Raw genomic sequence first — 20836 nt, 5'->3', positions numbered from 1 at the left:
TCAGGAGGACGGGCGGTCGAACCAGTGCTCCAGCTTCGCGGCGTACAGCGTGTTGCCGGACAGCTTGACCTTGCCGCCGAGGAACGCCTGCATGCCGTTGAGCCGGCCGGTCAGCAGCTTCAGGAACACCGGCAGCGCCACCGACGTCGTCAGCTTCGGCGACTCCGTACGGCCCCGGCCGGTCTCGCAGCTGCCCCCGGACACCGTCACGAAGTACTCGTGCACGCCTTCCGGCGTCCTGATCTCGTACTGGAAGGACGCCTCCTGGCCCTTGGCACGGTCCGGGCGGAACGCCTCGGGCATGTTGGCGAAGATGTCGTCCAGGAGGCCGTCGATCCCGCCCTCCTGCTGCCGGGCGAAGGCGAACACGTCCTCCTCCTTGCGGCTGCCGGCGACTTCCCGGATCTGCTCGAACCTGCTGGTGTCCAGGGCCATGGCCCACGCTCCTCGTGGTGGCGTTCGTGCGCTCCGCCGGGGCCACCGGGGCCCCGCACGTCCCGACGCGGGTCGGACGGCCCCAACCTGCCGTTCCGCGCCCCGCGGCGCACAGGGCCGTCAGGGCGGTGGATCTGCGCCCCGCCGGGAGCGGCTGCCGGGCCTGACCGATGGGGCCGCCCGACCGGTCACCCCCATGGGGGGCTGCGGGGGCGGGGGACGGCCGCTTTGCTGTCCGGGGCGCCGGCCCCCGCCGAGCCGCTCCCGCGCGCGCTCGCCGAGCCTCCGCACCGGGGCGGTCGCGCCCCCAGAACCCCCGCGGAGGTCGTATGTACGACGTGATAGTCGTCGGAGCCCGCTGCGCAGGGTCGCCGCTGGCGATGCTCCTGGCCCGCAAGGGACACCGAGTGGTCGTCCTGGACCGCGCGGCGTTCCCCCGCGACACCGTCTCCACCCACTACATCCAGCCCAGCGGCCTGTCCCGGCTCGCTCGCTGGGGACTGCTCGACCGGCTCACGGCCACGGGCTGCCCACCGGTCACCGAGGCCCTCTGGTGGTTCGGCGAGACGTCGGTGCGCGGCTTCGCCCCGCCGTCCGGCGACATCGGCTTCGCCCTCGCCCCGCGCCGCACCGTCCTCGACGCGCTGCTCGTCGACGCCGCGCGGGAGGCCGGCGCGGAGATCCGCGAACGGTGCACCGTGCGCTCGCTCGTCCGCGACGAGGACGGCACGCTCACCGGCGTCCGCTTCCAGCGGGAGGGCGGTGCCGAGGAGACCCTGCGCGCGCCCGTCGTCATCGGCGCCGACGGGCGCAACTCGATCGTCGCCCGGCAGACCGGCGCGGCCGCCTACCACACCCGGCCGCCGCTGACCGTCGTCTACTACACGTACTGGCGCGGGCTGTCGCCCGAACGCCGTCACCGCAACGAGGTCTTCCTCGAGGGGGACAAACAGATCGGCGTCATCCCCACCCACGACGACGCCTACCTCGTGCAGGCCGCCCGCCCGCACGACTTCTTCGGCACCTACCGCTCCGACATCGAACGCCACTACCTCAAGGCCGTCGAAGAGGCCGCGCCGAGCCTGGCCGAGGAACTCGCGGGTGCCGAACGCGTCGAGAGGTTCCGCGGCAGCGCCACGCTCGAGAACTTCTACCGCAAGCCCTACGGCCCGGGCTGGGCCCTGGTGGGGGACGCCGGCTACCACAAGGACCCGCTCACCGGCCAGGGCATCAGCGACGCCTGGCGTGACGCCGAGTTCCTCGCCGAGGCCCTGGACACCGTCCGTGGCGGCGGCGCGGACTGGGAGACGGCGCTGTCCGCGTACGAACGCGCCCGCAACGCCGCGTCCGAACTCATCTACGACTTCACCTGCGAGGCGGCGAGCTTCGAGTTCGACCCCATGACCCGGCAGCTCGTCCGGGTGCTCGCCGAACACCGCGACGAGGCCGACCGGTTCTTCGGCGTGATCGCCGGCACCGTACCGGCCGAGCGGTTCTTCGCCCCCGACAACCTGCTGTCCATGCTCGGCAGGCTGCCGGGCGACGCGCTGGCGGAGCTGACCGGCACGGAGGGAACCCCATGACGACCGAACACGACAGCCGCACGGACGACCGGGCGGTGCCGATCCTGAAGGACTTCGACCCCTACACCGACGCGTTCCGCGCCGACCCGTACCCCGAGTACGCCCGTGTCCGCGCGCTCGGCGGCCCCGTCTACTGGGACTACCTGGACGCGTACGTGGTGAGCAGCCACGCCGACTCCGCCGCCGTCCTCGCCGATCCGCGGCTGAGGCTCCAGCCGCCCGACCCGGTCAGCGAACTGCTCGCGGTGATGGTCCCGGAGTCCCTGCGCTCCATGAACACCACGCTGCTCTTCCAGGACCCGCCGGACCACACCCGGCTGCGCAACCTCACCCGGCGCCCCTTCGCCTCCCCCCGGCTGCACCGGGTGCTCGCCGAGGCCCGCGAGGGAGCCGACCGCATCCTCGCGGAGGCCTTGCGCCGCGGCTCCCTGGAGGTCGTCGACGAACTGGCCTTCCCCGTCTCGCTCCAGGCCATCGGGGACCTCCTCGGCGTGCCCCGGGCCGATCTGCCGCGCCTGAAGGACTGGGGCCAGGCGATGTCGCCGGCGGCGGACATCCCCGCCGACCCCGGCTCCATCGAGACGGCCGTCGAGGCCTTCGAGGCGTTCGACGCCTATCTCGGCGACCTCGCGCGGCGCCGCCGCGACGAGCCCGGCGACGACCTCTTCTCGTCGCTCGTGGAGGCCGAGCGGGACGGCCTGATCAGCCGCGCCGAACTCCACGCCAACGCCATCCTGGTCTTCATCTCCGGCCATGAGACGCTCGTGGCGTTCACCGCGAGCGCCGTGCTCACCCTGCTGCGCCACCCCGACCAGCTCGCGCTGCTGCGCGCCCGGCCCGAACTGGCCGCCACGGCGGCCGAGGAGGTCATGCGCTACGAGAGCCCGCTGCAGCTGGCCACCGCGGGAGGCGGTCGCTGGACCAGCGAGGACGTCGAGCTGAGCGGCCGCGTCGTGCCCGCCGGGTCCCGGGTGCTCACGTTCCTCGGGGCCGCCAACCGCGACCCCGCCGTCTACCCGGATCCGGACCGCTTCGACATCACCCGCAGCGGCACCCCCCACCTCGCGCTCGGCCACGGGCTGCACTACTGCCTGGGCGCCGCGCTCGCCAAGCGCCAGGGGGCGCTGATGATGGAGGCCCTGGCGGCCTGGCCGGCCGAGTTCGCGCCCGAGGCGGCCGACGCCCCGCGGTGGCTGCCGCTGTTCATGCAGCGCCGCCTCGCCCGGCTGCCCGTCACGGTCACCCCGCGGCGCTGATCCGGCCGGCGGACGCGACGAAAGGGGGGAAGGCCCGGGGAGATTCCCCGGGCCTTCCCCCTTCGTCGCGTCCGCCGGTTCAGTCGCCCTGGGGCACCCCGAACTGCGCGACCGCCGCGTAGTCCATGACGTCCCAGTGTTCGGCGATCAGACCGTCCTGGATCCGCAGCAGGTCGGCCGTGTGCAGCTTCACCTCACGTCCGGTGGCGGCCTCGTGGCCCTGCCACACGCAGAACACCGCCACCCGGTCGTCCTGGGCGACCATCTGGGTGATCTCCCCGGTGAGGTCGGGCGCGACGGCGAACAGACCCGCGAAGAAGTCCTTCATCCCGCTCAGGCCCGCCCCCGATTCGGCCGCGAAGGGATTGTGCTGGATGTAGTCCTGGCGGTAGTACCGGTCCGCCCGGTCCAGCCGGTGCTCCCGCATGAGCTCCTCCCAGACCGTCAGCACCAGCCGCATGTTGGCCTCCTCCGTCGGGGAGGCGTTCCAGTCCGGCTTGCCCACGGGCTGGGTCTGGTCGCCGGCCGGCATGCCGAAGCGGGTGAGACCGGACTGGTCCACGACGCTCCAGTGCTCGGCGATCTTCCCGTCGGCCACCCGGTACAGGTTCGCCGTGCGCAGCGACAACTCGTCGTCAGCACCGCTGAGGTGGCCGGTCCAGTGCAGGAACACCAGCACCCGGTCGTGCTGCGCGACGATGTGCTCGATCTCCGCCACCGCGTCGGAGAACGCGGTGAACATCATCCCGACCCGGGCCCGCAGGCTGTCGACGCCCACCTCGCCCTGGCCGCCGTGGTTGAGGATGTCCGGGGCGTAGAACTCGGGCATCCGGTCCAGCCGGTGTGCGTTGTACACCTCGGCGTACAGCCGCTGGATCAGCCTCGCGGACTCGGTGGTGGTCGTCTCGGTCATGCGTTCCTCCCGGCGCCTGCGCGCTCGATGAGCTCGGGGGTGAAGAAGGTGTCCCAGGTGTACATCCCGGCGATCAGACCGAAGAACCGGTCCACCTGGTCCTGCTCGCCGGCGATCACCCGCAGGATGTCCAGCAGTTCCGGCATCGGTTCCAGCTGCGCCGCCTGCAGGTTGAAGAAGTACTCGGGCATCGCGTCCTCGTCGCGCCGCTCCGCGTAGTCGTCCAGCGCCCGCTCCAGCGGCACCTCGTCGCCCAGCGCGGGCGCGAGCAGACCGGCCAGCAGCTCGGCGTGGCGGATCGCGTCGCTGATGCCGAACGCGCCCACCGGGTCCTTGTGGAACCCGGAGTCGCCCACCAGGGCCCAGCCCGGACCGCTCGCCTGCCGGAAGAAGTTCGGCAGCCGGCCGGTGCCGGTGAAGCGGGCCGTCCGCTCCGATCCGCGCACCCGCTCCGCGAGTTCGGGCGCCGTCGCCTCCAGGGCCTTCAGGTAGGAGCCCTCCACGTCCCGGCGCACCAGGTCGAACTCGGCGCGGGGCCACTGGATGCCGACCATGACCGCGTCGTCGTTGGTGGGGACGACGCCGATCGCCCGCCGGCCCGTGACGTAGACCTCGTAGTCGGCCTTCATGCCGCCCCAGTACGTGTAGTAGAGGCAGTTGAGGGTCGGCGCCTCCTCGTACCGGGGGGCGCGCACCGCGCGGGCGACCATGGAGTCCACCCCGTCGGCGCCGATCACCACGCGGGCCCGGGCGGTGAACTCCGCGCCGGACTCGCCGCGGGCGCGCACGCCGACCACCCGGGAGCCCTCCCACAGCAGCTCCGTCACGTTGGTGCCCTCGCGCGTCTCGGCCCCGGACTCGCGGGCCGCGTCCACGAGGAGCGAGTCGAGGACGAAGCGGCGCGGCCCGTAAGCGGACCGGATGCCGTCCACCGGCGGCGCACAGCCGGTGATCGTGACGTCCTCCAGGGTCCAGCGGGCCACGTCGAGCGGGGGGCAGCCGCTGGCGGTCAGCCGGTCGAGCAGTCCCCATCGGGCCAGTCTGGCGATGGTGGGCTGGTGCACGTAGTGGGTGGACATGGTGTCGCTGGGGAACCGGGCCCGGTCCAGCAGCAGCACCCGGTGGCCGGCCCGGGCCAGCAGCATCGCGGTGGTGGCCCCCGCGACCCGGGCTCCGACGACTATCGCGTCGTACATGGTGTGTTACGCCTCCTCGACAGACGGCGGCGCAGCGCGGCCGCCGGACGGTGGGTGTGTGCGGGGTGTGCCGCCGGCACGGGCTCCGCGCACGGAGCCGTGGACGCGCAGCCGCGGACGCCGTGCCCGGGACGCCGGCTCAGAGGTCCGTCTCCCGGGCGAGGACCTCCGCCACGGGCCGCCGGGGACTCGCGGCGGCGGGGTTCGCCGGCCGGCCGATGCGGAAGGTGACGAGCGCCTGCCGCTCCGGATCGCCGACCAGGTCGGCGAGCACCTTCCCGAACCGGGACGGCAGCCCCAACTGGCGCTCGCGGTCGGCGCGCACGGTCATCATGTTGAGGTGGCCGACCGCGAGGCCGCGCGCCGTCGCGAAGAGATGGATGCGCTGCAGCAGCCGGCCACCCTCCAGACGGTCCTCCGCGCGGGTCGCGTCCGGGACGGTGACGATGCCGAAGGCCGCCGCCGTCGGCAGGTGCACGTTCTGCGTCTGACGCAGCCAGAAGCGGTCGGCGGTACGCCGCGAAGGGGCCGGCAACCGCTTGCCGATGGCGCTCATCAGCGGCGGCATGCCCTGCGTCCCCACGGTCATCCCGTCGGGGCTGCGCTCGACCTCCCGGTCGTTCGCGCGGAACCAGCGGTGCCCGGCGAGCGACTGGTCCTCGTCGGCGACGATCTCCTTCGTCGCCTCCGTCAGATGGGCCGCCACCCGGGCGCGCTCCGCCGTGGTGGAGAACCAGCGCAGGGCCGGCGCCGCCAGGTCCTTGTCACCGAGCCCGGCGATCTCGCCGAGCAGCTGCGGCGGCAGCGGTTCCGGGCGGAAGGGGCCCCGGTTGGTGTGCCGGTACGGAATGGCCTCGTACAGCTCGCCCGCCTGGGGCTCGCCCGGCTCGAGGACCACGGTCGCCGCGTGCGCGGGGTCGTCGGCGTCGGGACACAGCAGCACCCGGGGCGCGAAGCCCCGCGCCCGGGCGGCGAGCACCATGTTCTCCAGGGCGCAGCCGAGCCCGACGTACAGTTCCCGGTCGAACGGGTCGAGCGCGCCCTGCCGGCGGGCCGGATCGGCGTGCACCCGCACGGCGGGTCCGGCGGCGGAGCCGTCGTCCACGACGAACCGCCACGGCTGCACGTTACGGGCGTTGGCCGCCAGGATTCCCGCCGCGACGATGCCCTCGGCACCCTCGCGGCTCCGCCAGCTCCGCCAGGGGTCGTAGGCCGGGCCCCTGGGCAGCTTGGCGGTGGCGGTGGACATCGCGGAACTGAGCGCAACGGATCCCATGGACGGTAACCCTGGGGCCGCCGACCGGAGCCCGGGAGTCTCCTTTGGGGTGTGCACGTGAGGTGCCCGAACGACCACGGCGTCGGCGGCTCGTCGCGCCCGGCCGGCGCGTCCACCCTCGGAGCCATGACGCAGACGCAGACGAGCCCGGCGCAGTCGCCGGAAGAACAGCTGGCCGCCTACTTCGACCCGGCGAACCGCCCCGACCCGTACGCCCTGCTGCACGGGCTGCGCGACGCCTCGCCCTTCACGGTCATGGACGGCGCCATGCTGGTCCTGGGCCGGCACAAGGACGTCGACGCACTGCTGCGCCACCCTGCCGCCAGCGCCGACCGCAGCCGGTCGAAGATCCTCAGCACCGACGCCGTGGCGTCCCGCAAGGAGGTGATGACGTTCCTCGACCCGCCGGACCACACCCGGCTGCGGGGCCTGGTCACCCAGGCGTTCACGCCGCGGATGGTGCAGAACCTGGAGGGGCGGATCCGGGAGATCGTGGACGACCTGGTCCGCCAGGTCGCCGAAGCCGGCTCCCCGGTCGACATCCCGAGCGTCTACGCCTATCCCGTCCCGGTCCGGGTGATCTGCGAGATGCTCGGCGTGCCGCCCGAGGACCACAAGGTCTTCGGTGCCTGGTCCACCGTCCTCGGCCGGGCCCTCGACCCGCTGATGGCCGCCAACCGGACCCCGGAGATCGACAAGGAGGACACCGAGACCCGGGCCGCCTTCTACCAGTACTTCCGCGACCTGATCGCCGACGGGGGAGCGCGGGGCGACGGGCTGCTGCCCAGCCTGGTCCGGGCCGAGGCGGCCGGCGACCGGCTCTCCGAGCCGGAACTGCTCGCCACCCTCGCGCTGCTCGTGATGGCGGGCCACGAGACCACCGCCAACCTGATCAGCCACGGCATCCTCACCCTGCTGCGCCACCCCGAGCAGATGGCGATGCTGCGCGAGGACCCCTCGCTGGCCTTCGCGGCGGTGGAGGAGATCCTGCGCTACGAGCCGTCGGTGCAGATGCTCCACCGGATGACCAAGGAGCGGATCGTCCTGGACGACTACGAGATCCCCGAGGGCACCGACGTCCTGCTGCTCGCGGCCGCGGCCAACCGTGACCCGGAGGTCTTCGAGGACCCCGACCGCTTCGACATCACCCGGCCCCGCGGCAAGCGCCTGGACCACCTGTCCTTCTCCAGCGGACCGCACCGCTGCCTGGGCGCCAACCTCGGCAAGCTGGAGGCCGCCGTGGCCCTCCAGGCGTTCGTCACCCGGGTGGCGGACCCCGAGCTCGTGCCGGAATCGCTCGAGTACCGTCCGCACGTCATCCTGCGCGGGCCCGAGCGGATGTCGGTCCGCTTCTCCGGCATCCGCTGAACCCCCGCCGCAGGACCCCGGGCGCCCCCGGTCACTCCTCCGGGGCGCCCGCCAACTGCTCCACCAGCCGGCGGAAGCCCGGACACTCGGTGAAGTCCTCGGCCTTGCAGTCCAGGGCGTGCTCGATCAGCGTCCTGGACTTCTCGATCTCCTCGATCCGGCGGGTCAGCTCGGCGTGGTGCTCGAGCAGCAGGCTCCGCCGCTCCACCGCGTCGGGCGCGTCGAGCACCCCGCGCAACTGCTCCAGGCTGAAGCCCGCGGTCTTGCCCCGGACGATCATCGCCACCCGTGCGATGTGCCGTGACGTGTAGTAACGCCGGCCGTTGACCCGCTCGGCGGGGGACAGCAGTCCCGTCGCCTCCCAGTGCCTCAGCACGTGCGGACGCAGCTGGAAGCGGTCGGCCAGTTCACCGATGGTCATGGAACTCTCGTCGCCACTTGACTTCATGTTGACATTAACTTGCAGAGTTGTCCCCAGGTCAAGAGAAACCTGCGTCGTAACGAGACGAGCGGAGTGAACATGCTGGACGCGATCATCATCGGCGGCGGCCCCGCCGGAATGTCCGCAGCACTGACCCTGGGCCGCGCCCATCGCACCGTACTGCTCGCCGACAGCGGCCAGGGGCGCAACGCCCCCGCCGATGCCGTGCACAACTTCATCACCCACGACGGCACGCCCCCGCAGCGCCTGCGCGAGCTGGGCCGGGACAACCTCGCCGCGTACCCCACCGTCGACCACCGGGCCGTCGAGGTGGCCTCCGCCCGCCGCCTCGGTGACGACCACTTCGAGGTCGTGCTCGACGACGGCACCGTCGTCGAGTCCCGCCGGCTCCTGCTCGCCACCGGGCTGCGGGACGAACTGCCCGACCTGCCCGGCGTGGCCGAGCTGTGGGGCAAGTCAGCCTTCCACTGCCCGTACTGCCACGGCTTCGAGGCCAGCGGTCGGCGCATCGCCGTCATAGGCGCCGAGCCGGAGCGGGTGCGCCTCGCGCTGCACCTGAGCCGCTTCACCGACGACATGGTCCTGTGCACCGGTGGCGCGGACCTCGAACCGGTGATGCGCAGCGTCCTGGAGGCCAACGGCGTCACGGTCCACGACCAGCCCATCGCCCGGCTGGACGCCGACGGCATCGACCTGCGCCGGATCGTCTTCGCCGACGGCTCGTCACTCGACCGGGACGCCGCCTTCATCAAGACCACGCTGCGCCAGCGCGCCGACTTCGCCGAGCGGCTCGGCTGCGAAACCTTCCCGGACGCCTGCGTCGAGGTCAACGAGTTCGGTCAGACCAGCGTCCCCGGCGTGTACGCGGCCGGCGACATGGCCCGCCGGGCCACCGTGCCCGTGCCGCTCGCCGCCGTCGTCGCCGCCGCCGCCAGCGGCACCGTCGCCGGTACCGTCATCGACCAGGACCTGGTCAGTGTCGACTTCAAGCTGCCCAACCCCTTCGCGTCCGGGAGGGCGTGACCCACCATGTCCGACAGCACCTCCTCCGGAGCCCCCGTCACCGCCTCCGGAAGCGCCGCCGTCGCCCCCGCGCACGGCAGCAACGTCCCCCTGGCCACCGTCGGCCTCGTCCTCGGCATCCTGCTCTCCGTGCTCGACCAGACGGTCGTCGCCATCGCCCTGCCCGACATCACCGCCGACATCGGCGGCGGCGACTCCTTCAGCTGGGTCGTCACCGCCTACGTCCTCGCCTCCACGGCCACCGGCACCCTCTACGGACGGATCAGCGACCGCTTCGGCCGGCGCGGCGTCTTCATCGCCGCCGTCGTGCTCTTCTCCGTCGCCTCGCTGCTCTGCGGCATCGCCCAGTCCATGCCGCAGCTCATCGCCGCCCGGGTGCTCCAGGGCATCGGCGCCGGCGCGCTCTTCGTGATCCCCACGGTCGCGCTGTCCGAGCTGTACCCGGCGCACCTGCGCGGCAAGGTCCAGGGCCTCACCGGCGCGGTCTTCGCCATCGCCAGTGTCGGCGGTCCGCTGGCCGGCGGTGCCCTCACCGACGGCGCGGGATGGCGCTGGATCTTCTACATCAACATCCCGCTCGGCCTGGTGTCCATCGCCCTGTGCGCGTACGCGCTGCGGCTGCCCAAGGCCGCCGCCAGCGAACCGGTCGACCTCGCGGGCTCCGCGCTGCTGATGGGAGCCGTGGTCAGCCTGCTGCTCGTCACCGAATGGGGCGGCCGGGAGTACGCCTGGGGCTCCGGCCAGGTCCTCGGCCTGATCGCGCTCTGTCTGCTGCTCGCCGCCGCGTTCGTGTGGTGGGAGGGCCGGGCCCGCAACCCGCTGCTGCCGCTGCGGCTGTTCACCAACCCCGCGCTGCGGGTCGCGCTGCCCGCGACCGCCGTCGTCGGCATGCTGCTCTACGGCTCGATCGTGTTCATGCCGACCTTCCTGCAGGCGGCCTACGACATGAGCGCCACTCAGGCCGGACTCGCGCTCAACCCGTACTTCATCCCCTTCGTGGTGATCTCCGCCGTCGCCGGCGGAAAGGCGGGCGCCAGCGGCAGGTTCAAGCCCTACCTCCTCACCGGCGCGGGTCTGCTCACCGTGGCCTTCCTGCTCCTCAGCCTGCTGGACCTGGGCAGCCCGTACGCCCTCGTGGCGGTGGAGATGGCACTGCTCGGCCTCGGCTTCGGCCTGCTCATGCAGAACCTGGTCGTGGTCTCCCAGAACGCCGCGGCACCCCCGGACCTGGCGGCCACCACCGCCGCCAACCTGTCCATCCGCGGACTCGGCATGGCCATCGGCGTCGCCCTCTTCGGCAACCTGCTGGCCCGGGAGGTCGCCGGAGGACCCGGCGGCCCCGAGGCCACCGCCGCGGCCATCCCCGAGGTCTTCACCTGGGGCGTGCCGCTGGCCCTTCTGCTCGCGGCGCTCATCGCCCTGCTGCCCCGGCCCGACAAGGCCGGGCACCGGACCGCCCCGGCCGAACCCGCACCCACCCCCGAGGCCGCCTGACCGCGGGCCGGCCCGCGTCCCCCCGGCGCGGGTCGGCCCGCCGCCCACCAGGAGCCGGCTCCCGTCCAGGGGAGGCCCGGCCGGGCCGGGCCCCGGCGGGTCCCGCCGGCCCGGACACCCAGCCCCTGAGGCAACAGCTCCTGAGACCACGGCTCCTGAGACCACGGCCTCGGGGACCACGGCTCTTGAGACCACGGCCTCGGGGACCACGGCTCTTGAGACCACGGCCTCGGGGACCACGGCTCCTGAGACCACGGCCTCGGGGACCACGGCTCCTGAGTCACAGCCCCCGACGCGACGGCACCCCAGACGACAGCCCTTGAGGCACCACCCTCCCAGGCAACGGCCCCTGGCCCCTCACCCGGAAGCAGTCCATGATGCGCTCCCTCTTCCACGCCGCCCACCGCGCCGTCCACCGGATCGCCGGTGGCGACCGCCACGCCGGTCACCACCACCAGGGCCACGCCGCACAGGATCCCGGCGGCATGGGAATCAGCGGCGAGAGTTACGACCGGCTCTCCGGATGGGTGCTGAGCGGGCTCCACCGGCAGGCCGCCGCCGACGTGTGCCGCCGCGCGCCGCGCGACGGGGTCGTCGTCGACATCGGCACCGGACCGGGCCGCCTGCTGCTGCGGATCGCCCGCACCCGGCCCGACCTCGTGCCGCACGGCGTCGACGTCTCGCCCGCCATGGTCTCCCGCGCCCGGGCCAACACCCGGAGACACGGCCTCGACGACCGCGTCACCCTCCACCTCGGCGACGCCGCCGCCCTTCCCCTGCCCGACGCGTCCGCCGACGTCCTCGTCTCCACGCTCAGCATGCACCACTGGGCCGACGTCGCCGCGGCCGTCGCCGAGGCGGCCCGCGTGCTCCGCCCCGGCGGCCGGCTCGTCGTCTACGACTTCCGCGGCGTCTCCGACGGCCCGCTCAACCAGGCCGTCGCCGCCCGACCCGAGTTCACCGGAGCCCCGGTGCGCCGTGAGCGGCTCACCGGCGCGCCCACCCTGCCCTTCCCGCTGTTCGCCCGCATGGAGGTCGAACGCGCCCCGGCACCCGCCACCCCGCACGGCCACACCGCGACGGGCTGACCGGACGGCCACCCCCGAAGGCCCGGACGATCGCGCCTGGCCCCCACCCACCGACGGAGGTTGACTCCCCGCATGGCCACTCAGGAGAACTACGGACCCACCAGCTACGGCGACGAACTCGCCGACATCTACGACCACTGGATCGTCCGCCTGCAGGACGACACCGACGCCACGGTCGGCTTCCTCGCCGCGCTCGCGGACCGTGCCGCCCGCGACACCGGAGTGAAGCGGGTCCTCGAACTGGGCGTCGGCACCGGCCGGGTGGCCCTGCCGCTCAGCGAACGGGGCGTGGACGTCACCGGCATCGACGCCTCGCCCGACATGCTCGACGTGCTCCGGGGCAAGCCCGGCAACGACCGGGTGCAGCTGGTCCTCGGCGACTTCGCCGAACTCGACGTCGAGGGCCCCTTCGCCCTCGCGTACATCGTCTTCAACACCCTCTACAGCCTCTCCTCCCAGGACGAGCAGGTCCGCTGCCTCACCAACGCCGCCCGCCTGCTGCCCGAGCACGGCCGCCTGGTGGTCCAGGGCTTCGTCCCCGACACCGCCCGCTTCGAGATGGCCCGCCAGAGCGGCCAGCTCATGGAGGTCGCCCGGTCCGACGACCACAGCCTGAACCTCGGCGTCGACCGCCACGACCCGGTCACCCAGCGGATGTGGCCGCACTACCGCCTCGACGGCGGCGACGACACCCGCGAGCACACCGTGCAGTTCCGCTACGTCTGGCCCAGCGAACTCGACCTGATGGCCCGCCTCGCCGGACTCACCCCGGAGCACCGGTACGGAGGCTGGGACCGGAGCCCGTTCACCGGCGAGAGCCAGGCCCACGTGTCGGTGTACCGCAAGACGGGGCCGGCGTGACCGAACAGCCCCGGCACGTCCAGGTCGCGGTGATCGGGGCCGGCCTCGCCGGCCTCGGCGCCGCCGTCCAGCTCAAGCGGCGCGGACTGCACTCGTTCACCGTCTTCGAGAAGGCCGGGGACCTCGGCGGCACCTGGCGCGACAACACGTACCCCGGCGCGGGCTGCGACATCCCCTCGCACCTCTACTCGTACTCCTTCGCGCCCTACCGCGACAGCGCCGTGCGCTACCCGCGCCAGCCCGAGGTCCTCGCCTACCTGCGCCGCTGCGCCGACGACCACGGACTCGTCCCCCACCTGCGCTACGGCACCGAGATCACCGCGCTGCGTTACGACGACGCCGCGGGGCACTGGATCCTCGGCACCGCCGACGGCACCGAGCACACGGCGGACGCCGTCGTGACCGCCGTCGGCCAGCTGTCCCTGCCCCGCTACCCGGACCTGCCCGGACTGGACGAGTTCGCCGGCACCGCCTTCCACACCGCCCGCTGGGACCACGACCACGACCTCGACGGCCGCGACGTGGCCGTCATCGGGACCGGCTCCAGCGCCGCCCAGGTCGTTCCCGAGATAGCCGGACGCGTCCGGCGGCTCTACGTCCACCAGCGCTCGCCCAACTGGGTGCTGCCCAAACCGGGCGAACGCTTCCACCCGCTGCTCTCGGCCCTGCTGCGCACCGTGCCCGGCGCCCACGGTGCCTACCGCGGCCTGCTCTTCCGGCGCTCCGAGGCCGTACTGCTGCCCGCGCTGCGCCGCGGCAGGGCGGCCGCCCTGCTCGCCTTCATGGCCCGCCGGCACCTGGCGGGCCAGGTGCCGGACCCGGAGCTCCGCGCCCGCCTCACCCCGCCCTTCGCCATCGGCTGCAAACGCATCGTGCTGTCCTCGGAGTACTTCCCCGCACTCGCCCGCGACAACGTCGAACTCGTCACCGACCCCATCGCCCGGGTCACCGAGAAGGGCATAGAGACCCGGGACGGGACGCTGCGCGAGGTCGACACGATCATCCACGCCACCGGTTTCCGCACGACCGAGTTCCTGGCCCCCATGGAGGTCTCCGGCAGCGGCGGACAGCGACTGGACGAGGTCTGGCGCCACGGCGCGCGGGCCCATCTGGGCATCCACGTACCCGGATTCCCCAACCTCTTCCTCATGTACGGGCCCAACACCAACCTCGGCCACAACTCCGTGACCCTCACCATCGAGGCACAGTCCGACTACGTCGCCCAGTGCGTGCAGCTGCTCTCCGGTCACGCCGAACGGGGCGAACGGGTCGTCCTCGACGCCCGCGAGGAAGCCCTGACGGCCTGGCAGCGGCGCATCGACGAAGGCGCCGCCCGCACGGTCTGGACCGACGACTGCACCAACTGGTTCAAGAACGCCGACGGCACCCTCACCAACAACTGGCCCTACAAGACGGCGCTCTACCGGCGCCTGACCGCGCGGCCCGACCCGGCCGCGCTGCGCCTCCTACCGGCCGGCCGCCTCCCCGCTCGCTGACGGTCGCGCCCCACGAACGGACCGTGCCCCCGGCCCCACCGGCCGCCGGGCGCGGTCCGTCCGTGCGCTCCCACGCGCCCGCCCGAGGTGCCCGATCAGCTCGTCCGATCAGGACTGGGGCCCCACCGCCGTCCGCCCTACCGTGCTGGCCATGACAAACGTGCACGCCACCGGCGGCCTCGAGGCCGCACAAGCCGTCCTCGCGGACGACCAGGCACACCTCTTCCGCGGCTGGGTCCAGCAGGGCGCCTACCGCGGCCTTCCCGTCGCCGGGGCCGAGGGCTCCTGGTTCTGGGACTACGCCGGCAACCGCTACCTCGACTTCGCTTCCCAGCTGGTGTACACCAACCTCGGTCACCAGCACCCCCGGCTCGTCGCCGCCATCAAGGAGCAGGCCGACCGGCTGTGCGTCATCGCCCCGCACTTCTCCGAGGCCCAGCGCTCCACCGCCGCGCGCAAGATAGCCGAGGTCGCCCCCGAGGGCCTCGACCGGGTCCTGTTCACCAACAGCGGCGCCGAGGCCGTCGAGCACGCCGTCCGCCTCGCCCGCCTCCACACCGGCCGGCACAAGCTGCTCTCCGCCTACCACTCCTTCCACGGTGCCACGTCCACCGCCATCCACCTGACCGGCGACCCGCGCCGCTGGCGCAACGACACCGGCACCGCCGGAGTCAGTCGCTTCTTCGCCCCCTACCTCTACCGCTCCGCCTTCTACTCGCGCACCGAGGAGGAGGAGTGCGCGCGGGCGCTGGAGCACCTGGAGCAGGTCATCGTCCTGGAGGGCGCCAGGACCATCGCCGCCATCGTCCTCGAACCCGTCGGCGGCACCAGCAGCGGCGTCCTCGTCCCCCCGGACGGCTACCTGGCCGGCGTCCGCGCCCTGTGCGACCGCTACGGGATCATGCTGATCCTCGACGAGATCATGGTGGGCTTCGGGCGCACCGGCAGCTGGTTCGCCGCCGACCACTGGAACGTCCGCGCCGACCTCGTCACCTTCGCCAAGGGCGTCAACTCCGGCTATCTGCCGCTGTCCGGCGTGATCGTGTCCGACGAGATCGTGGAGACCTTCAGCAAGACGCCCTACCCCGCCGGCACCACCTACTCCGGCCACCCCATGGCCTGTGCCGTCGCCGTCGCCGCCATCGACACGATGCGCGACGAGCACGTCGTGGAGCACGCGGACCGGCTCGGCCGGGAGGTCTTCGGCCCCGAGCTCGCCCGGATCGCCGAACGGCACCCGAGCGTCGGCGAGGTCCGCGGCCTCGGCGCCATCTGGGCCGTGGAGCTGGTCAAGAACAAGGAGACCCGCGAGATGTTCGTCGGGTACGAACAGCCCGACCGGCTCACCCCGCAGGCCGGCGAACTGATGGGCGCCTTCATGCAGCGCGGCCTCAACGCGATGGTCTACCTCAACCGGATCAACATCACGCCGCCCTGCAACATCAGCGAGGAGGACGCTCGCGAGGGCCTGGCCCGACTCGACGACGCCCTCACCGTCGCCGACAAGCACTGCCACTGATCCGCCGCGCGCCCCGGGCGCCGGTGCCTCAGAACAACGGCGTGAACAAGCCGCGTTGGACCACGGCAGCCGCGCCGTAGACGAGCAGCGCGAGCACCGAGCAGAGCAGCAGCACCGCCCGCCGCAGGGAACGGCACCTCAGGGACTTCGCGAACCGCTTCGGACCGTGCTCCAGCTGGAGCACGCGCGCCTCCAGCGTCGTCGAGTCCCCCATCGCCGTTCCCGCGGCGGTCACCTTCTCGTCCGAGAGGGACTTCACCATCGCGCTCGCGAGGACGCTGCGCCCCTCGACCCGGAGCGCCGCCTGGTCCGCCGACAGCTCCTGACGCACCGCCGCGTGCTCCCGGACCGTACGCAGCGGCGGCAGGAACCACAGCGTCGACGAGACCACCTCGGTCAGCAGCCGGCCCAGCGGATGACGCCACCGGGCATGGTGCGACTCGTGCCAGAGCACCGCGGCGAGCTCCTGATCGGACGTACGCTCCACCAGCCGCGAACTGATCGCGACCCGGGGCCGCCACAGCCGGTACGTGACCGCGAACGGGGAGTCGGCACGGACCTGCACCACGTCCGTCCCCGGCGCCACCCGGCGCGCGATCCGCACCAGCCGGCCGGACGGGCGCACGGTGTTCTCCGCCACCCACGAGGCCAGCCGGGCCGACGCCAGCAGACAGCGCGCCACGCTGCGGCAGCCCGCGAGCGCGCTCACCAGGATGACCAGGAGCGCGCAGCCGATCACCAGCGCGTCCACGAGCCGCACCGGCCCGGCGCCGCCGCCGTGCCGGACCTCGTCCGGCAGCCCCGAAGCGATGTGCCAGAGCTCCAGGGTGACCGCCACGGTGACGACCGGGCAGAGAACGAGCCCCACCAGACAGGCAGGGCTCCTGCGAATGCTGCGTACCACGGACACCAGTTCATTCCCCCGTATGTCGATCGAATCGACGGCATCGCCTCCGGCGGATCAGCCCGGTTCGGGTTCTCCCTGCACCAGCCGCATCAAACGGGACCGCAGATGCGGTTCCGTCTGGCACTGGTCCACGAAGTGCGCGACCGCCGCCACCCCGTGATCACGGATGACGTCGCGCACCGCCAGTTCGGCTACGTCGGCGACCGTCGGTTCGTAGATGAATCCCCGGCCCACGGCCGAACGGCACAGCACGTTGCGCGCCGCGAGCCGGCTCAGCACCGTCATCACCGTCGTGTACGCCAGGGGGTCGGCGCGCCCCTGGTTCAGCCTCTCCTGAACCTGCCGCACACTGAGCGGCCGGCCCGCCCGCCACAGCACGGTGAGGATCTCGGCGCCGAGCGGGCCCAGCAACTTGCCCAACTTGCCGGCATGGTCTCCGGTCATGAGCACCACGGTCCTCGGTCAGTCCGAACGGTGGGAAACCCCGAGACGGTTGCGACGCATCGCCTCCATGCGCACCATACCCACCACCACCAGACCGAAGCCATACCAGACGAGGTCGTGGTAGAAGTCGACGGATGTCCCCTGGGAGTGTTTCCACATATCCAAAAAGAATCCCGCGAGTTCCACCGCGCCACCCGCGGCGAAGAGCCATCCGGAAATCCGGAAACCCGCCTGAAAGGCCAGCGCGGAACCCGTGACCAGAATGATGGCCGCACCCGAATAGATCCCCAGGTGAATCGTCCACAGCGCATTGGGGGGCTCCGGGACGAACGACACGTTCTTCGCGTGCCAGTAGGTGTCGAAGGCCTGACCGAAGAGATAGACGGCCACCGCGGCGAAGGCCACGACCCGCAGCCTCCCCACGGCGTCCTGAGCGCGATGAGCGCCACCCGTGTCCGGCCGTACCTCTGTCCTCGCCCGTGTGGAATCCATACCGCTACGGTGCCCCGCGCCTCGTTCCGCGCGGACCCGACACCGGACGAGCAGAACGACCGCCCGAACGGCCACTGCGCACGACCGCTCCACCGGACGTCGAAGGTCCGGCCGCCTCGGTCTCGCCCCGGCCGCTCCGCCCCGCCCAGAGTCGGCCCATGTCCCACGATCCCGCCCTCGCCCGCGACCTGTTCCTCGCCCACGTCGTCGGCCACCGCGACGGCCCCATCCCGCTCACGTACGCCATGGTCGCCGGCGCCACCGCGCTCTACGCGTCCTTCGACGCCCTCCGACTGCGCTGGAAGGAACCCCGGTTCGAGGCCGGCCGCGTACGGCGCCCCCTTCCCCCGCTGCTCACCCGCACCGCCGACCACCCCCTCGCGCGCCGCACCCTCCGACTGCTCGGCCTGGCCCTCGCCGTCCTCACCGTCGGCGTGCTCACCACCGGCTACGGCGGCACGGAACTCGGCCTCGGCACGTTCTTCGTCGTCTTCTGGGTCGGACTCGTCCCCGCCTCCCTGCTGTTCGGTCCCTTCTGGCGTCTGCTCAACCCGCTGCGCACCGCCCACGAACTGCTCTGCCTGGTGCTGCGCATCGATCCCGAGCGGGGCCTGCGCCCGTTGCCCGACCGCCTCGGCCACTGGCCGGCCGCCGCGGGCCTGCTCGCCTTCGCCTGGCTCGAACTCGCCTCGCCGGACCGGGACTCGGCCCTCCCCGTCCTGCTGTGGCTCTGGGTGTACGCCGCCGTCCAGCTCACCGCGGCCGCCGTCTACGGCGCCCGCTGGTTCGAACGCGGCGACGCCTTCGAGGCCTACTCGAACCTGATCGCCGCGCTCTCCCCGCTGGGCCGCGCACCCGACGGCCGGCTCGCCCTGCGCAACCCCTTCGACGGTCTCGCCGCCGTGCGCCCCACCCCCGGGCTCACCGCCACCGTGTCCGTGATGCTCGCCACCACCGCCTTCGACAGCCTCTCCAACCTGGGCTGGTGGAAGCGGCTCGTGCAGGACCTGCCCACCTCGCCCGCCCGCACCGCCGGGCTGCTCTCCGCCGCCCTCCTGGTGGCCCTGCTGATGTGGCTCTCCGGCCGCGCCGCCCGCCTGCTCGCCCGCGACGGCACCTGGGACACCCCGCTGATGGCGCCCTCACTCGTTCCCATCGCCGTCGGGTACGTCATCGCCCACTACGCCTCCGTGTTCCTCCTGGAGTCCCAGCGCCTCGTCGACGTCTTCCTCGTCAGCGGGCCGCACGGTTCGCTCCACGACGGCGGCGTCCAGGCCACCTCGTACGCCGTGCCCTCCGCCGTCGTCATGTCGCTGGTCCAGGTGACCGCCGTCGTCACCGGACACGTCCTCGGTGTGATCGCCGCCCACGACTCCGCCGTCGGCGCGCTGCCCGAGGACCGCAGCGTGCTGCCGCAGATACCCCTCTTCACCGCCATGGTCGGCCTGACCCTGGGCGGGCTCGCGCTCCTCTACAGCAGCTGACGGGACGACCGGAGGGACACGGAGAAGGGGGCCGTCCGACCGGACGGCCCCCTTCTGCCTTCACCGCACGCGGCGGCCCGGGGCTACTCCTCCCGCGCCCAGCGCGCCAGCTCCGTCAGCTCGGCGACCAGCGCGTCGACGAAGCGTCGGACGGTCTCCGGACGGTGGCGGTTCCGGCTCAGCCCGATCGTCAGGTTCAGGCGTCCGGCCACCACGAAGCCGATCACGTCGACCAGCCGGAACCGCGTCCCCTCCGCGCTGCGCTGCTGCCCGTAGGCCATGCGCGGCACGCTCAGCAGATCGCTGCGCAGGAACACCTCGTCCACCTGGCCCAGATAGTTCACGCCCACCTCCGGCCGCGGCAGGCCGGCCAGCTCCGCCGCCGGACCGTCCGACAGGTACCGCAGCAGGCCGTGCCCCGCTCCCTGCCCCGGCTGGGAGCGGGCCTGGCGGACCGCCCGCCGCAGTGCCTCCACCGGCGAGTCCGCCCGCTCCGCCTCGAACAGCACCGGGACGAGCGTGGAGAACCGTCCCACCGTACGGCCGACGGACACGTCCGGCACCGGCAGGTCGCGGCCGTGCCGCTCCAGGTCGACGAGCACCCGGTGCACCGGCGCGTCCTCCAGCGGCAGTGCGCGCAGCACGGCCGAGCACAGCACTTCGGACAGGTCGGCCCGCAGGCGCCGCGGCAGCAGGCGCACCAGCGCCTCGGTCACCTCGCGGTCCACCCGCACGGTGTGGTTCTCCAGCGACTCCAGCGAGTTCGGGCCCGTCTCGTGGTCCAGGAGGATCCGCGAGGGCGCGCCGCGCAGCGGCGCGGCCCAGTGTCCGAGCTCGGACCGCACCTCCTCGCTCCGGGCGTACTCCGCGAGGCCGCGGGTCCAGGCACGGAACGACGAGGTCTTCGGAGGCAGTTCGCCGGCTCCGCCCCCTTCGAGGTCGGCGTAGCAGCCGAGCAGGTCCTCGAGGACGATCCGGCCGGAGTAGTGGTCCACGGCCAGCCAGTGCGCCAGGAACAGCACACAGTGCGGGCGGTCGCCCATGTCGAAGTACGCCATCCGCAACAGCGGCCCCTCGGCGAGGTCCAGACTCGCCTGGAGCGTGTCGCTGATCTCCACGCTCCGGCGCTTCTGCGCCCGGCTGTCCAGGTCCGACAGGTCGTACGTGGAGAAGGGCAGCTCCTCCCGCTCGTCGTACGGCGCGACCTCCGCGCGCCAGCCGTTGCGGGCCTCGGACGCCGCGGTGAAGCGCAGCCGGAGCGCGTCGTGGTGGGCCAGGACCTCGCGCAGCGCGGTGGCCAACAGGCCTGGGTCGAGCGGGCGCTGGAGGGAGAGCAGGAACGAGGCGTCGTTCCAGTGGTGGCGCCGGGGCAGGTCCTGACCGAGGAACCAGTACTGCGAGGGCGTCAGTTCCGTCGGGCCGACAGGGTCGTCCGCGCCGCCGCGCATCCTCGCCGAGCCCGCTGTCAGTGCCTGTTGGGTGATGGTGGGGTTCTGGAAGATGTCGTGGAGGGTGAGGTGGAGGCCGTTCTGGTCGGCTTGGGCGGTGGCGCGGAGGGC

19 protein-coding genes are annotated in these 20836 nt (G+C 72.8%); 10 read left to right on the top strand and 9 right to left on the bottom strand.

Annotation, left to right across the window (positions count from 1 at the left end; genetic code table 11):
* The gene (locus AB0M16_RS34095) at positions 1-435 is read right to left on the bottom strand and encodes an SCP2 sterol-binding domain-containing protein (protein WP_365350010.1); all 435 of its coding nucleotides are present in this window, start codon (positions 433-435) and stop codon (positions 1-3) included.
* A gap of 329 nt (positions 436-764) precedes the next feature.
* Between AB0M16_RS34095 and AB0M16_RS34090 the strand changes: the two genes are divergently transcribed.
* Positions 765-2018: an NAD(P)/FAD-dependent oxidoreductase gene (locus AB0M16_RS34090; RefSeq protein ID WP_365350008.1), complete on the top strand. Its 1254-nt coding sequence runs from the start codon at positions 765-767 to the stop codon at positions 2016-2018.
* Positions 2015-3274: a cytochrome P450 gene (locus AB0M16_RS34085; protein ID WP_365350006.1), complete on the top strand. Its 1260-nt coding sequence runs from the start codon at positions 2015-2017 to the stop codon at positions 3272-3274. Before AB0M16_RS34090 ends, AB0M16_RS34085 begins: the two co-directional genes overlap by 4 nt.
* A gap of 79 nt (positions 3275-3353) precedes the next feature.
* Here AB0M16_RS34085 and AB0M16_RS34080 read toward each other — a convergent pair whose 3' ends face one another.
* From AB0M16_RS34080 to AB0M16_RS34070, 3 genes are all read right to left on the bottom strand, one after another.
* Positions 3354-4187, bottom strand: a complete 834-nt coding sequence (locus tag AB0M16_RS34080; protein WP_365350004.1) for an ester cyclase family protein — start codon at positions 4185-4187, stop codon at positions 3354-3356.
* Positions 4184-5383, bottom strand: coding sequence for an NAD(P)/FAD-dependent oxidoreductase (locus AB0M16_RS34075; protein WP_365350002.1), 1200 nt, complete (start codon positions 5381-5383; stop codon positions 4184-4186). Before AB0M16_RS34075 ends, AB0M16_RS34080 begins: the two co-directional genes overlap by 4 nt.
* A 139-nt stretch (positions 5384-5522) precedes the next feature.
* On the bottom strand, positions 5523-6632 hold the full coding sequence (locus tag AB0M16_RS34070) for a hypothetical protein (RefSeq protein WP_365350000.1): 1110 nt from the start codon (positions 6630-6632) through the stop codon (positions 5523-5525).
* A gap of 153 nt (positions 6633-6785) precedes the next feature.
* Between AB0M16_RS34070 and AB0M16_RS34065 the strand changes: the two genes are divergently transcribed.
* Entirely contained in the window at positions 6786-8027 is a 1242-nt protein-coding gene (locus AB0M16_RS34065; RefSeq protein WP_365349998.1) for a cytochrome P450, read from the top strand.
* A gap of 31 nt (positions 8028-8058) precedes the next feature.
* Here the strand turns inward: AB0M16_RS34065 and AB0M16_RS34060 are convergent, their stop codons facing one another.
* The gene (locus AB0M16_RS34060; RefSeq protein WP_365349996.1) at positions 8059-8448 is read right to left on the bottom strand and encodes a MerR family transcriptional regulator; all 390 of its coding nucleotides are present in this window, start codon (positions 8446-8448) and stop codon (positions 8059-8061) included.
* Positions 8449-8547: 99 nt separating this feature from the next.
* On the opposite strand from AB0M16_RS34060, the gene AB0M16_RS34055 reads away from it, so the two are divergent.
* From AB0M16_RS34055 to AB0M16_RS34030, 6 genes are all read left to right on the top strand, one after another.
* Complete coding sequence (locus tag AB0M16_RS34055; RefSeq protein ID WP_365349994.1) at positions 8548-9492, top strand: NAD(P)/FAD-dependent oxidoreductase; 945 nt, start codon at positions 8548-8550, stop codon at positions 9490-9492.
* Positions 9493-9498: 6 nt separating this feature from the next.
* A complete protein-coding gene (locus AB0M16_RS34050; RefSeq protein ID WP_365349992.1) occupies positions 9499-10986 on the top strand; it encodes an MDR family MFS transporter in 1488 nt (495 codons plus the stop codon).
* Between the two features lie 374 nt (positions 10987-11360).
* The gene (locus AB0M16_RS34045; protein ID WP_365349990.1) at positions 11361-12074 is read left to right on the top strand and encodes a class I SAM-dependent methyltransferase; all 714 of its coding nucleotides are present in this window, start codon (positions 11361-11363) and stop codon (positions 12072-12074) included.
* A gap of 72 nt (positions 12075-12146) precedes the next feature.
* Positions 12147-12935 (top strand): class I SAM-dependent methyltransferase, encoded by a 789-nt coding sequence (locus AB0M16_RS34040; RefSeq protein WP_365349988.1) that lies wholly within the window; start codon positions 12147-12149, stop codon positions 12933-12935.
* Positions 12932-14431 carry an NAD(P)/FAD-dependent oxidoreductase gene (locus AB0M16_RS34035; protein ID WP_365349986.1) on the top strand — a complete coding sequence of 500 codons (1500 nt, stop codon included), beginning with the start codon at positions 12932-12934 and terminating at the stop codon, positions 14429-14431. The genes AB0M16_RS34040 and AB0M16_RS34035 overlap by 4 nt, the downstream gene beginning before the upstream one ends.
* 151 nt (positions 14432-14582) lie before the next feature.
* A complete protein-coding gene (locus AB0M16_RS34030; protein WP_365349984.1) occupies positions 14583-15950 on the top strand; it encodes an aspartate aminotransferase family protein in 1368 nt (455 codons plus the stop codon).
* 28 nt (positions 15951-15978) lie between these two features.
* Here AB0M16_RS34030 and AB0M16_RS34025 read toward each other — a convergent pair whose 3' ends face one another.
* From AB0M16_RS34025 to AB0M16_RS34015, 3 genes are all read right to left on the bottom strand, one after another.
* The gene (locus AB0M16_RS34025) at positions 15979-16818 is read right to left on the bottom strand and encodes a M56 family metallopeptidase (RefSeq protein ID WP_365349982.1); all 840 of its coding nucleotides are present in this window, start codon (positions 16816-16818) and stop codon (positions 15979-15981) included.
* 93 nt (positions 16819-16911) lie between these two features.
* On the bottom strand, positions 16912-17301 hold the full coding sequence (locus AB0M16_RS34020; RefSeq protein ID WP_365349980.1) for a BlaI/MecI/CopY family transcriptional regulator: 390 nt from the start codon (positions 17299-17301) through the stop codon (positions 16912-16914).
* 18 nt (positions 17302-17319) lie between these two features.
* Positions 17320-17706: a hypothetical protein gene (locus tag AB0M16_RS34015; protein ID WP_365349978.1), complete on the bottom strand. Its 387-nt coding sequence runs from the start codon at positions 17704-17706 to the stop codon at positions 17320-17322.
* 245 nt (positions 17707-17951) lie between these two features.
* On the opposite strand from AB0M16_RS34015, the gene AB0M16_RS34010 reads away from it, so the two are divergent.
* Positions 17952-19277: a hypothetical protein gene (locus AB0M16_RS34010; RefSeq protein WP_365349976.1), complete on the top strand. Its 1326-nt coding sequence runs from the start codon at positions 17952-17954 to the stop codon at positions 19275-19277.
* Positions 19278-19360: 83 nt separating this feature from the next.
* Here the strand turns inward: AB0M16_RS34010 and AB0M16_RS34005 are convergent.
* The coding region (locus tag AB0M16_RS34005; RefSeq protein ID WP_365349974.1) for a condensation domain-containing protein at positions 19361-20836 on the bottom strand (1476 nt) is incomplete at its 5' end.

The organism is Streptomyces sp. NPDC051921, assembly GCF_040680975.1.
In the GTDB taxonomy this organism is placed as follows: Bacteria; Actinomycetota; Actinomycetes; order Streptomycetales; family Streptomycetaceae; genus Streptomyces.
The sequence above is the reverse complement of the archived record's forward strand: the minus strand, read 5'-3'. Positions and strand labels throughout refer to the sequence as shown.

Excerpts from the sequence above, each read along its gene's own strand:
- AB0M16_RS34095 (WP_365350010.1), bottom strand. The coding sequence starts at position 435 with ATGGCCCTGGACACCAGCAGGTTCGAGCAGATCCGGGAAGTCGCCGGC.
- AB0M16_RS34090 (WP_365350008.1), top strand. The coding sequence starts at position 765 with ATGTACGACGTGATAGTCGTCGGAGCCCGCTGCGCAGGGTCGCCGCTG.
- AB0M16_RS34085 (WP_365350006.1), top strand. The coding sequence starts at position 2,015 with ATGACGACCGAACACGACAGCCGCACGGACGACCGGGCGGTGCCGATC.
- AB0M16_RS34080 (WP_365350004.1), bottom strand. The coding sequence starts at position 4,187 with ATGACCGAGACGACCACCACCGAGTCCGCGAGGCTGATCCAGCGGCTG.
- AB0M16_RS34075 (WP_365350002.1), bottom strand. The coding sequence starts at position 5,383 with ATGTACGACGCGATAGTCGTCGGAGCCCGGGTCGCGGGGGCCACCACC.
- AB0M16_RS34070 (WP_365350000.1), bottom strand. The coding sequence starts at position 6,632 with ATGTCCACCGCCACCGCCAAGCTGCCCAGGGGCCCGGCCTACGACCCC.
- AB0M16_RS34065 (WP_365349998.1), top strand. The coding sequence starts at position 6,786 with ATGACGCAGACGCAGACGAGCCCGGCGCAGTCGCCGGAAGAACAGCTG.
- AB0M16_RS34060 (WP_365349996.1), bottom strand. The coding sequence starts at position 8,448 with ATGACCATCGGTGAACTGGCCGACCGCTTCCAGCTGCGTCCGCACGTG.
- AB0M16_RS34055 (WP_365349994.1), top strand. The coding sequence starts at position 8,548 with ATGCTGGACGCGATCATCATCGGCGGCGGCCCCGCCGGAATGTCCGCA.
- AB0M16_RS34050 (WP_365349992.1), top strand. The coding sequence starts at position 9,499 with ATGTCCGACAGCACCTCCTCCGGAGCCCCCGTCACCGCCTCCGGAAGC.
- AB0M16_RS34045 (WP_365349990.1), top strand. The coding sequence starts at position 11,361 with ATGATGCGCTCCCTCTTCCACGCCGCCCACCGCGCCGTCCACCGGATC.
- AB0M16_RS34040 (WP_365349988.1), top strand. The coding sequence starts at position 12,147 with ATGGCCACTCAGGAGAACTACGGACCCACCAGCTACGGCGACGAACTC.
- AB0M16_RS34030 (WP_365349984.1), top strand. The coding sequence starts at position 14,583 with ATGACAAACGTGCACGCCACCGGCGGCCTCGAGGCCGCACAAGCCGTC.
- AB0M16_RS34020 (WP_365349980.1), bottom strand. The coding sequence starts at position 17,301 with ATGACCGGAGACCATGCCGGCAAGTTGGGCAAGTTGCTGGGCCCGCTC.
- AB0M16_RS34010 (WP_365349976.1), top strand. The coding sequence starts at position 17,952 with ATGTCCCACGATCCCGCCCTCGCCCGCGACCTGTTCCTCGCCCACGTC.